Source organism: Campylobacter sp. US42a, from assembly GCF_004379055.1.
Taxonomy (GTDB): domain Bacteria; phylum Campylobacterota; class Campylobacteria; order Campylobacterales; family Campylobacteraceae; genus Campylobacter_D; species Campylobacter_D jejuni.
This window is the reverse complement of the sequence record NZ_RYYK01000002.1, coordinates 197731-209440: the sequence shown is the minus strand read 5'-3', so window position 1 is coordinate 209440 and position 11710 is coordinate 197731. Positions and strand designations below refer to the sequence as shown.

General features: G+C 30.8%; 11 protein-coding genes. 4 read left to right on the top strand and 7 right to left on the bottom strand.

Annotated elements, in window-relative coordinates:
• Positions 1-32 precede the first annotated feature (32 nt).
• Both folE and fliI read left to right on the top strand, forming a co-directional pair.
• Complete coding sequence (gene folE / locus ELQ10_RS03215; protein ID WP_002825654.1) at positions 33-605, top strand: GTP cyclohydrolase I FolE; 573 nt, start codon at positions 33-35, stop codon at positions 603-605.
• Positions 605-1990, top strand: a complete 1386-nt coding sequence (fliI, locus tag ELQ10_RS03210) for a flagellar protein export ATPase FliI (protein ID WP_002854283.1) — start codon at positions 605-607, stop codon at positions 1988-1990. Before folE ends, fliI begins: the two co-directional genes overlap by 1 nt.
• 2 nt (positions 1991-1992) lie before the next feature.
• On the opposite strand, the gene purF is transcribed toward fliI, so the two are convergent.
• The 7 genes from purF to ELQ10_RS03175 form a co-directional block, all read right to left on the bottom strand.
• Positions 1993-3330, bottom strand: a complete 1338-nt coding sequence (gene purF / locus ELQ10_RS03205) for an amidophosphoribosyltransferase (protein ID WP_134250184.1) — start codon at positions 3328-3330, stop codon at positions 1993-1995.
• 1 nt (position 3331) lies between these two features.
• Positions 3332-4060: a 4-hydroxy-tetrahydrodipicolinate reductase gene (gene dapB, locus ELQ10_RS03200; RefSeq protein ID WP_002854461.1), complete on the bottom strand. Its 729-nt coding sequence runs from the start codon at positions 4058-4060 to the stop codon at positions 3332-3334.
• 62 nt (positions 4061-4122) lie between these two features.
• On the bottom strand, positions 4123-5304 hold the full coding sequence (locus ELQ10_RS03195; protein WP_052782238.1) for an AAA family ATPase: 1182 nt from the start codon (positions 5302-5304) through the stop codon (positions 4123-4125).
• Positions 5304-6431, bottom strand: coding sequence for a hypothetical protein (locus ELQ10_RS03190; RefSeq protein ID WP_052782239.1), 1128 nt, complete (start codon positions 6429-6431; stop codon positions 5304-5306). The genes ELQ10_RS03195 and ELQ10_RS03190 overlap by 1 nt, the downstream gene beginning before the upstream one ends.
• Positions 6432-6565: 134 nt before the next feature.
• A complete protein-coding gene (locus ELQ10_RS03185) occupies positions 6566-6913 on the bottom strand; it encodes a hypothetical protein (protein ID WP_002851849.1) in 348 nt (115 codons plus the stop codon).
• Positions 6914-6976: 63 nt separating this feature from the next.
• Complete coding sequence (locus tag ELQ10_RS03180; RefSeq protein ID WP_074469251.1) at positions 6977-7576, bottom strand: YiiX/YebB-like N1pC/P60 family cysteine hydrolase; 600 nt, start codon at positions 7574-7576, stop codon at positions 6977-6979.
• A complete protein-coding gene (locus tag ELQ10_RS03175) occupies positions 7560-7901 on the bottom strand; it encodes a DUF4878 domain-containing protein (protein WP_002866358.1) in 342 nt (113 codons plus the stop codon). The genes ELQ10_RS03180 and ELQ10_RS03175 overlap by 17 nt, the downstream gene beginning before the upstream one ends.
• Before the next feature lie 243 nt (positions 7902-8144).
• On the opposite strand from ELQ10_RS03175, the gene ELQ10_RS03170 reads away from it, so the two are divergent.
• Both ELQ10_RS03170 and ELQ10_RS03165 read left to right on the top strand, forming a co-directional pair.
• Positions 8145-9491, top strand: a complete 1347-nt coding sequence (locus ELQ10_RS03170; protein ID WP_002866359.1) for a CitMHS family transporter — start codon at positions 8145-8147, stop codon at positions 9489-9491.
• Between the two features lie 181 nt (positions 9492-9672).
• Positions 9673-11670 carry an oligopeptide transporter, OPT family gene (locus ELQ10_RS03165; RefSeq protein WP_079264657.1) on the top strand — a complete coding sequence of 666 codons (1998 nt, stop codon included), beginning with the start codon at positions 9673-9675 and terminating at the stop codon, positions 11668-11670.
• The last annotated feature ends 40 nt before the right edge of the window (positions 11671-11710 follow it).

Below are 11710 nucleotides of genomic sequence, written 5' to 3'. Positions count from 1 at the left end.
TTAAAATATAAAAATATTTTTTGGAGAAAAATTTGCAAAAAAAATTTGAAGATTGTGTTAAAACCATACTTGAAATTATAGGAGAAAATCCAAATCGTGAAGGACTGATTAAAACACCAAATCGTGTTTTTAAAGCTTATGAATTTCTTACTAGTGGTTATACACAAAATGTCAAAGAAATTTTAAATGACGCTTTATTTGAAAGCTCTAATAATGAAATGGTTTTAGTGCGTGATATAGAATTTTATAGTCTTTGCGAACATCATCTTTTACCTTTTTTTGGGCGTGCTCATGTAGCCTATATTCCTAATAAAAAAGTAGTGGGTTTAAGCAAAATTCCACGCCTTGTAGAGGTGTTTGCAAGAAGACTTCAAATTCAAGAACAACTTACCGAACAAATCGCACAAGCTTTAATGGAAAATGTCGATGCCAAAGGTGTTGGCGTAGTCATAGAAGCAAGACATATGTGTGTTGAAATGCGTGGAGTACAAAAAGCTAATTCCACCACTACAACTTCAGCTTTGCGTGGAATTTTCTTAAAAAATGAAAAAACTAGAGAAGAATTTTTTTCTCTCATAAACTCTGCTAAACAGGTAAGATTTTAATGAATCTTGAAAAACTACGCTCCAAACTTGGCAAAGAAAATTTAAGTGCTATTTTTGGAGAGATTACAAAAATTTCTGCTACGAGTATAGAAATTCGTGGGCTTAAAACAGGGGTTGGAGATATAGTGAAGCTAGTTTCCAATGAAAATGAAAATTTAAACACTCTAGCTATGGTCGTAGAAATCAAAGAACAATTTAGCTATTTAAGCCCTTTTTCTTTTATAGAGGGTTTTAAAATAGGCGATCGTGCTTTCATAAGTGATGCAGGTATGCAAATAGGCGTTAGCGATGAACTTTTAGGCAGGGTAGTAGATCCTTTTATGCGTCCAAAAGATGGTAAAGGAGCTATAGAAGTAAGTAAATATATGCCTATAATGCGTGCACCTATTGATGCGATGAAAAGAGGGCTTATAGAAGAAGTTTTTCCCGTGGGTGTTAAAACCATAGACGCACTTTTAACTTGTGGTGTAGGGCAAAAACTTGGTATTTTTGCAGGAAGCGGAGTAGGAAAATCCACTCTTATGGGAATGATAGTTAAAAATTCTAAAGCTCCTATAAAGGTAGTGGCACTCATAGGAGAAAGGGGGCGTGAAATTCCTGAATTTATACAAAAAAATTTAGGTGGAAAGCTCGATGATACAGTGATTATTGTTGCTACAAGTGATGATAGTGCTTTAATGCGTAAATACGGTGCTTTTTGCGCAATGAGTGTGGCAGAATACTTTAAAGAACAAGGTAAAGATGTACTTTTTATCATGGATAGTGTAACACGTTTTGCTATGGCGCAAAGAGAAATAGGACTAGCTCTTGGGGAGCCTCCTACAACCAAAGGTTATCCACCAAGTGTTTTAAGTCTTTTGCCTCAACTCATGGAAAGAACGGGTAAAGAAGAAGGTAAAGGCACTATAACGGCCTTTTTTACCGTTTTGGTGGATGGCGATGATATGAGCGATCCAATCGCCGATCAAAGTCGTTCTATCTTAGATGGACATATTGTTTTAAGTCGTGAATTAACAGACTTTGGAATTTATCCTCCTATTAATATACAAAACTCTGCTTCAAGGGTAATGAGTGACATTATAAGTCCTGAGCATAAACTTTGGGCAAGAAAATTTAAGCGTTTAAACTCGCTTTTAAAAGAAAATGAAGTATTGCTTCGCATTGGCGCTTATCAAAAAGGAAGTGATAAAGAACTTGATGAAGCTATTTCTAAAAAAGAATTTATGCAAAAATTCTTAGGTCAAAATCCTGAAGAAAGCTTTGAATTTAATCAAACTTTAGAGCTTTTAAGTCAAATTGATACACCAAATACTCCTTTGCCACCAACTCAAAATATAAATGTAGGAAGTGCAAGTGCAACCTTGCCTAATCCTAATTTAAAATAAAATTATTTAATAAAATAATCTCCATCAAAACTGATTAAAGAATATTTCCTTTCATCGCCTATACTTTGAGTTAATTCTTCTATGCTTAAAAAACTTAGCGTATCAGCTTCTACATATTCGCGCACTTCTTCAGCGTTTTTATTTGCGCTGATAAGTTCTTCAAAAGTTGGAGTATCTATGCCATAAGTATCAGGAAATTTGATCTCAGGACAAGCTATGGCAAGATGAATTTTGTTCGCTCCTGCAGCACGAAGTAAAGAAATGATTTTTTTAGAAGTAGTACCACGCACCAAGCTATCATCAATGACTACGATTTCTTTGCCTTCTAAAACTTTACGCATAGGATTAAGCTTTAATTTTACTTTTAAATTTCTAAGCTCTTGAGTTGGCTCTATAAAAGTTCTTCCTACATAATGATTTCTTACTATTGCCATTTCAAGAGGGATTTGTAAATATTGAGCAAAACCTATAGCTGCACTTACTCCACTATCTGGCACAGGCACGACAAAGTCTGCTTTATAAGCAAATTTTTTAGCTAAAGCTTCGCCCATTTTTTTACGCACTTCATACACGCTTTTGCCTTCTACTATGCTATCAGGTCTAGCAAAATAAATGTATTCAAAAGCGCAAATTCTAGGAGTTTGAGAAAAAAGTTCTATGCTTTCAAATTTATCATTTCCCTGAGTAAAAATAAGCATTTCTCCTGGTTTAACATCACGAATAAATTCAGCCTCTATAAGATCAAAAGCACAAGTTTCACTAGCAACTATATAGCCTCCATCTTTTAAACGCCCTAAAGACAAAGGACGCACCCCATGAGGATCTCTTACAACATAAAGTTTATCTTTGCTTGCTAAAACAAAACAATAAGCTCCTATACATTCTTTTAAACTCTCAATAAATCTATCTTTTAGACTTTCTTGCTTGCTTCTTGCGATAAGATGGACAACATTTTCTGTGTCCATATTGGTTTGAAAAATAGCCCCATCTTGAATAAGTCTTGATCTTACCTCTTCTTTATTGACTAAATTTCCATTATGCGCTAAAGCAATATCACCTAAAACTGAAGTAGCTGCTATGGGCTGAGCGTCATTTAAGCTTGAATTTCCTGCTGTAGAATAGCGATTATGCGCTATAGCGATTTCACCTTCTAAAGTTTTTAGATTATCAGGATTAAAAATTTGACTCACTTCACCTTTAGCTTTAATAGTCTTAATATTTTTACCATTACTCACACTAATACCACTTGCTTCTTGCCCGCGGTGTTGCATAGCAAAAAGCGCATAATACGCATAAGTGCTAGCATTTTTTGAATTGATAACTCCTACAACTGCACACATTTTAAATTCCTAAAAAATCATTGATTGAATACATTTTTGCTTCTTGCTTACTAAGCCAAATAGCGATTTTAATCGCACCTTTAGCAAAAGTCGCCCTTGAAGTAGCAGTATGATTAAGTTCTAAAAACTCACCATCTTCATAAAAACCTACTGTATGGCGTCCTACTATATCGCCACCCCTTAAACTCATCACGGCAATCTCATCTTTGCTTCTTTCACCTATAATGCCATCTCTTCCACTTACTCTTACTTTTTCAAGTTCTAAATTTCTAGCTTTTGCTACACTTTGGGCTAAAGTCATAGCCGTACCACTTGGTGCATCTTTTTTATGGCGATGATGCATTTCTAAAATTTCTATATCAAAATTTTTTAACATTTGACTTGCTTTGCTAGCAAGATAGTTTAAAACTGCAACACCTAAAGACATATTGGTCGCATAAAAAATCGGCATCACTTCACTAGCACTTTGCATCAAATGTAAAATTTTCTCATCAAGCCCTGTTGTACCTATTACCAAAGGTTTAGGCATAGTTCTTGCATAATTTAAAAGTTCATGAGTTCCACTTGGGGAAGAAAAATCAATAATCACATCACTTTTTTCAAAAAGCTCTTCTAAATTTCCACCCTTATCATAAAGTATCGAAATTTGTGCTTGTGTTTCGCTTTTTAAACATTCTTCAATCTGTTTTCCCATGCGTCCTTTAGCGCCATAAATTCCTATTTTAATCATCTTTTTCCTTGAAAATAAAATATTGATTTTAGCATTTATTTTGTAAATTTTAAATAATAAAATTAAGCTTTATGGTTTTTTAATTTATATAAATTATCTAACAATTTTGCTTCTTCTCCTAAGCCCTTGCTATGATAAAATTTTAAATTTTTACTAAGATATTTTTGCTCTACCCAGCCACCAAAATCATGCGGATAAAGATAGTTTTGTTTTTCTTGATGATTGTTGTTAAGATAATTAGGTATTTCTAAAGCCGCATTATTTTTTACATAGTTTAAAGCTTCATTGATAGCTTTGTAGCTTGCATTAGATTTGATTGTGCTTGCTAAATAAACTACGCATTGGGCTAGGATAATTCTTGCTTCAGGATAACCTATATTTTTAACAGCTTCTAGAGTCGAAACTGCTAAATTTAGAGCATTTGGATCGGCATTTCCAACATCTTCACTTGAAAAAATCACCAAACGTCTAGCGATAAAATCCGCACTTTCTCCTGCATCAATAAGTCTTGCAAGATAATAAATAGCTGCATCAATGTCACTTCCGCGTAAACTTTTTATCATTGCACTTGCTAAAATATAATGTGTATCTTTTGAACTAACACCTTCGCTACTTATGGTGTTGCGAAGTTTTTTAAGATTTTCAAGACTGATATGTTTTTCATCTAAAACCAAGACAAATTCAAGCAAATTTAGCATAGCTCTTGCATCAGCACTTTTAAGTAGAAAATCTTTAGCTTCTTTATCAATACTAAATTTCATTTTTTCTTGTACACGCAAGAGTAAAGTTTCAAGTTCCTTTACCCCTAAAGATTTAAATTCAAAAAGCATGGAACGACTTCTTATACCAGAACTTAAAACAAAATACGGATTTTCAGTGCTTGCACCGATTAAAATTAAACGGTAATTTTCCATAGGAATTAAAAGCATTTCTTGTTGGGTTTTGCTAAGGCGGTGAATTTCATCAATAAAAATTAAAGGCTTATAAAGACTATTTTTATAATTATCTAAAATTTTTCTTAGTTCTTCGAGTTTAAAATTTCCTCCATCAAATTCATAAAAATCTAAGCCAAATTCTTTTGCTATAACTCTAGCAAAAGTTGTTTTTCCAGAACCTGCTGTTCCAAAAAAAATGCTATGAGGAAGTTTTTGTAAAGCAGTAAATTTTTTGAAAATTTCTATAAGCTCATATTGTCCTAAAATATCATCAAAATTTTCAGGGCGAAAGGTCAAAGCTAGGCTCATTAATTTAAATCCATATTTGAAAATTCACTACCATTAATTTTTAGCTGAGGATTGGCTAAGCTATCATAAGATAAATTTAGAAAAAAGTTATTATTTTCTTTTAAAAAATATTGATTTAAACCTCCATAATCCTTTGTCCAAGGAAAAATTTCATCAGGCTCATCTGAACTGATAACTTGTAATTTTGCTTGATAAGAGTTGTTGATATTTAAATTGCCTTGTAGACTGATGTTTTGTTTATTTTTTTCAAGAATTAAATTTTGTATTTTTAGATCAAGATTTTTTTGAATAAAATGAGAGATATTGAAATTTGAGTTAAGAAATTTATTTATGGTTATATTAAATTTTGTTTTGTCAAAATTTAAATTCTGACCCAATAAAGATTTAAGATCAATATCAATTTCATTGGATTTTCCTTGTATGTTTAAGTTTATTGTTGAATTTTCTTCATTAAAATTTACTTGGTTTTTGCTATAAAAAGAATTGATTTTATTGTTATCTAGTACAAGATAATCAAAGTTGATTTGTTGTTGGCTATCGCTAAATAAATTTAACTCATAAAATTGTACAGGATTGTTAAAAAATTGTTCGTAATTTAAATTTTGCAATACAAATTTAGTATAAAATTGAGAAAAATTAATCATATCAAAATGTATTTTAATGTTTTTAATTTCTAAATTTTTATTCATTAAAGCTTCAATATATCCGCCGTTTATGATGGTATCTCCGCCTTCATTGCTTAAATTTATATCTTTAATATTTAGAAATATTTTAGAGTTGTTATCGTGTAATTTGAGAGTAAAAGTTCCTAATTTATTGTTTTTTAACACTTCATCTAAAAAATCAAAAGGATTTGTAAAATTTCCTTTTATAATTTTATTTAAGAAAAAATAATTATTAAATTTAAGGTTGATTTTGGTTGAAAGCTGTGTATGAGAGTGATTTAAAGTAAAACTTCCTTTAGAAGTTAAAAAACCTTTTTTGAAGTAAATATCTGTAATTGTATAATCAGGATTGCTGTTTTTAATAAATTTATTAAATAAAAGTTCGTTAGTGTATCCTATATAAAATATATGAATAATAAAACCTAATATAAAACAAAAAACAATAAAAATCCATTTTTTCATTATTTGCCTTAGATGAAAATATAAGTGTTATTTTATAAATTGCTTGTTAAAAAAGAGTTTAAATTTTTATTTAAGAGTGATGAAGTAGTTTAGTAAAGAATGATTTTTATAAATCCCTTGTTAAGGGATTTATATTAATAAGCTTTTTTATAACATTGAATTTCAATTTTTCTAGCTACTGGAATAGCCTGAGTATTTGGTGTAGCAGGTGTTCCATAAGAAATTTTACTTTCTAAAAAATTTCCAACCTGTAAATCTTTAAAAGTTCCATCTTTATCTGTTCCAAAAATACCACAATCATCCATTTCTATTTCGGTATTTGGTAGAACTTTTATAGCCATTTGTCCGCCATAAATAGAGTCAATAAGCAAGGTTTTATTGTTATCATAAATTTGTGCAATAGTACCTTCAAGTTTTAGACTATCTGCAAAAAGCATTGAGCTAGCTAAAAGTGCTGATGCGAATAAAATACTTTTTTTCATAATTATTTCTCCTTAATGTAAAGTGATGACATTATAAAATTTTTAAGTGAAGTGAATGTGAAATTAAAAATTTTGACTTTCATAAATTAATACGCTTTGATTATTTTCAAAAAAAGTTTGTGGAAAAAGATATAAACCTTCATTAAAAGGAGCTTTGATTAGAGTGTATTGAAGATGAAATGGGGTAATGGAGTTAATAGATTGTTCTAAAAAAGTAGTGCAGTAAAAAGCATCTTTATCTGTACTTATGATAAATTTTCTGCCTAAATGTTCCAAAGCTTTAGTAACTATTTTTTGTTTGGTTTTTTCATCAAATTTTAATCTTTTAATAGCAATTTTATGACTCAGTTTTAAAAAATCATCCATAGAGCTTAAGATAACTTGGTTTTTAGCGTTTTTGTCATCATCTGTTGTAGCATGTATGAGTATAGTTGGAGAAGTTTTAACTACCATAGCGATATGAGAATAAGGGCTTTGACTTAAATTTTCTATTAAAAAACTTTCACTTCCTATTCCTGCACGAAAGACAAGATCGCCTATTTCAAGAGAAGGTAGATGGGGTTTTTGATGATTTGAAGGATTGGAATTTAGAAAGAAACCCCAAATTCCAATCAATAAAAATAAAATTAAGAAAAAATATAAAATTTTATTTAAGTAAAACAAGCCATTTTCCATCTTTTTTAGCAAGAAAAACATTGCTGCTTTGATTATTATCATTGTTAAATAACACTAAAACTCTGATTTTAGCAGAATCTTCATTGATTGTTTTTTCTTCAATTTGAATATCTTTAACACCACCCATTCTTTTTGCTTTGGCTGCATTTTCAGCAACAACTTGAGTGATTTTACCACTAACAAATGTTTTTTCTTCATCACTTTTAGCTTCGCTAAGATCAATGTAACTCATAACAGATTTAGCATCACCACTGTAAAGATCTTTTGTAAAATTTTTAGCTAAATCTTCAGGATTTGAAGAACCGCAAGCCACTACAAAAAAGGCAACTAAAGCCAAGAAAGAAAGTTTGAAAAATTTCATTTTTTTCCTTTGATAGTATAAATTAAAATATTCATAATTATAGCAAAATAATTCAAAATTATTTTTTTATTCTTGTTTAAAATGGTTACATTAGAAAATATATTTTTTTCAAAAAGCTATAAATTAAACACATATAAGTTGGACTTAAAATATCCTATTTTATTATCGAATAAAAATGATACAAAAGGATAGGATATGGAAATTTTTTTAGCTTTATTGGGTTTTTTCTCGTTAGGATTGATAGTTTGGCTTTTGCTAAAAGATTATACTACTCCAGCATTAGCTTTTATAAGTGTAAGTATTAGTGTAGCTTGCATTTTACTTATTCTTGAACAGCTTGGTTTTGGCGTGGGTGCAGCTTTAGGGGTTAAAGGAGGTGTTTTTGATATTAAAACATTGGTTGCTTTTATTAAAGATGGAGTCAAAAGCGTAACGGATACGGCAGCTTTGTTTGTTTTTTCTATACTCTTTTTTAGTGTTTTAAATGCAAGTGGTTTTTTTACTAAAATTTTAAATGCATTTTTATCAAAAATGAAAGCTAATGTATATCAAGTTTGCATTCTTACTGTTTTTATTGCTGCTGCTGTGCATTTAGATGGTTCAGGTGCTTCTACTTTTCTTATTGTAATACCTGCATTATTACCTATTTATGAGCGTTTAGGTATAAGAAAGACTTCAATGTTATTGATTATTACTTCGGCTATGGGGGTTATGAATGTTATTCCTTGGGGTGGTCCTACTTTAAGAGCGGCTACTAATATAGGAATGGATGCAAATTTGCTTTGGCACCATATTATACCTATTCAGATTGTAGGTTTGGTATTATCCCTTCTTTTGGCAATTTGGATTGCTAAGATAGAAATAAAAAGAGGTGCAGGCGCAGGTAACTTGTCTGGAATAAATTTAAATATAGAAAAAAGCGAACACCATAATGAAAAATGGTTTTGGTTAAATTTACTTGTAGCTATTGGGGTTATTGGGCTTTTAATTAGCGGTATTATTCCTAGTTATATTTGCTTTATGATAGGACTTGCAATAATTTTACCGCTTAATTATCCTAATTTAAAAACAGCTAAAAAAGTTTTAGATCGTGCAAGTGGTGGTGCAATGCTTATGTATATTACTTTAATTGGTGCTGGGATATTAATAGGCGTATTTGATAAAAGTGGTATTATGGAGAAAATGGGTGTTTTGATTTTAAATTTTGTTCCAGATTATTTAGGCGCTTATATTCCTTTGATGGTAGGGATATTGGCTGTTCCAATGGCAATTATTTTTTGTACAGATTCTTATTTTTATGGAGTGATGCCTATAGTTTTGAGTGTAACTAAGGCTTTTGGCGCTGAACCTTTGACTATAGCTATTATCATGGTGATAGCAAGAAATTGTGCGACATTTATTTCTCCTGTTGTGCCTGCAACTTTGCTAGGTTGTGGTTTAGCAGAGGTTAATATTAAAGATCATATCAAAAGAAGCTTTTTTTATATATGGGGTATAAGTATTATTTGCTTGATTTTTGCTGAGGTAGCTGGGATAATATAATTAAAATAAAAGAACTTTTGATTTTTCAATGATTGGTTCATTGTTTTATGATATTTTTGAGTCAAAAATTTATAAAAATATAAGCGTTTTTTTGTATTATTTTATTTTGCTTTAGAGAAAATTATAAATTTAAACTTATAAGAATATTTTTTAAGTTGAAAGTAAATTTTAAAACGGAGAAATGATGTACAAAAAACAAAATTTACCAGAACTTACCTTAAGGGGTTTGATTTTGGGAAGTATTTTAACTATTATTTTTACAGCTTCAAATGTATATTTGGGGTTAAAAGTGGGACTTACTTTTTCATCATCAATTCCAGCTGTGGTCATCTCCATGGCGGTTTTGAGTCTTTTTAAGACTTCAAATATTTTAGAAAATAATATGGTTCAAACTCAAGCTTCAGCAGCAGGAACTTTATCATCAGTTATTTTTGTTATCCCAGGGCTTTTTATGTGTGGGTATTGGAGTGAATTTCCACTTTGGCAAACTTTTATGATATGTCTTTGTGGTGGTGGACTTGGAGTGCTTTTTACTATACCATTAAGAAGGGCTATGGTGGTTGAAAGTAAACTTGCTTATCCTGAGGGTAGAGCCGCAGCTGAAATTTTAAAAGTAGCCAATAAAGATCAGAGTAATAAAAAAGGAAAACAAGGCATTAAAGAAATAGCATTAGGCTCTTTTATAGCTGCTATTTTTAGTTTATTAAGCAATGGTTTTAAACTCGCTGCAAGTGAGAGTAATTTTGCTTTTATTTGGAATAAAATGGCTTTTGGTTTTTCTATGGGATATTCTTTGGCACTTTTAGGAGCAGGTTATTTAGTTGGTTTAGCAGGTGCTATAGCTCTTTTTGTAGGTATGTTTTTAGCTTGGGGTATTTTTACTCCCTATCTTTCAAATTTTGAATTTGATAGTGCAAAAAATGCCGTAGATTTAGCTTCTAGTGTATGGAGTTCTAAAGTAAGGCTTATAGGAACAGGAGCTATTGCTATAGCAGCGCTTTGGACTTTAATAGAACTTTTAAAACCCGTTATTGAAGGTATTAAAGAAATTGTTAAAAATGTTAAAATTACTAATCAAGAAAAAAATGAAAGAACAAATATAGACCTTTCTTTAAAAAGTATTTTTATACTTTTTGTTTTAATGGTTGTGGGTTTATTTATTACTTTTTATAGTTTTGTTGAAGATGCTAACTTAAGTATTTATTATCAAATGCTATTTTCATTTGTTGGAACTTTAGTTTCTGTTTTAATAGGTTTTTTTGTTGCAGCAGCTTGCGGATATATGGCAGGACTTGTAGGATCTTCTTCTAGTCCTATTTCTGGAATCGGACTTATTGGTGTTATTATTTCTTCTATTGTTTTTTTGGTTTTAGGTGTGGAACTTTTTCAAGATCCTATGCTTTCTAAATTTGCAGTAGCATTAGCTATTTTTACTACTAGTGTTATTTTGGCTACAGCTGCTATTTCGAATGATAATTTACAAGATTTAAAGACAGGACATTTAGTCGGAGCTACTCCTTGGAAGCAACAAGTTGCTTTACTTGTAGGCTGTGTTTTTGGTGCTTTGGCTATAGTTCCTGTTTTAAATTTGCTTTATCAAGCCTATGGTTTTGTTGGAGCAATGCCAAGAGAAGGTATGGATGCTTCATCGGCTTTAGCAGCACCGCAAGCGAATTTAATGAGTACTATCGCTCAAGGAATTTTTCATCACAATATAGAGTGGGGTTATATGGCTTTTGGTGTATTTGTAGGAATTTTAATGATTATTATAGATAAAATTTTAAGAAGAACACAGAAAATGTCTTTGCCGCCTTTAGCCGTTGGAATAGGTATTTACCTTCCGCCTGCTGTAAATATACCTTTAGTTATAGGCGGAATTTTAAAATATATTGTAATGCAATACTTGACTAAAAAATATGCAAAAAATTCTCATAAAGAAGAAAAACTTGCAAGTTGTGAGCAAAGAGGCACGCTTTTTGCTTCAGGGCTTATAGTGGGTGAAAGTATTTTTGGGGTAATTATCGCAGGAATTACTGTATTTTCAGTAAGTATGGGTGGTAGTGAAAATCCTTTAGCTTTAAATTTAGCAAATTTTCATGATAGCGAGCTTTTCGCACTTATCTTTTTTGTGGGAGTTGTATTATATTTCATTAAGCGTATTGTTAAAAAAGATGCTTAATTTTTGGGGTTAAAACCCCATTTAATCCATTCTGATATAA

Excerpts from the sequence above, each read along its gene's own strand:
- fliI (WP_002854283.1), top strand. The coding sequence starts at position 605 with ATGAATCTTGAAAAACTACGCTCCAAACTTGGCAAAGAAAATTTAAGT.
- purF (WP_134250184.1), bottom strand. The coding sequence starts at position 3,330 with ATGTGTGCAGTTGTAGGAGTTATCAATTCAAAAAATGCTAGCACTTAT.
- dapB (WP_002854461.1), bottom strand. The coding sequence starts at position 4,060 with ATGATTAAAATAGGAATTTATGGCGCTAAAGGACGCATGGGAAAACAG.
- ELQ10_RS03195 (WP_052782238.1), bottom strand. The coding sequence starts at position 5,304 with ATGAGCCTAGCTTTGACCTTTCGCCCTGAAAATTTTGATGATATTTTA.
- ELQ10_RS03190 (WP_052782239.1), bottom strand. The coding sequence starts at position 6,431 with ATGAAAAAATGGATTTTTATTGTTTTTTGTTTTATATTAGGTTTTATT.
- ELQ10_RS03185 (WP_002851849.1), bottom strand. The coding sequence starts at position 6,913 with ATGAAAAAAAGTATTTTATTCGCATCAGCACTTTTAGCTAGCTCAATG.
- ELQ10_RS03170 (WP_002866359.1), top strand. The coding sequence starts at position 8,145 with ATGGAAATTTTTTTAGCTTTATTGGGTTTTTTCTCGTTAGGATTGATA.
- ELQ10_RS03165 (WP_079264657.1), top strand. The coding sequence starts at position 9,673 with ATGATGTACAAAAAACAAAATTTACCAGAACTTACCTTAAGGGGTTTG.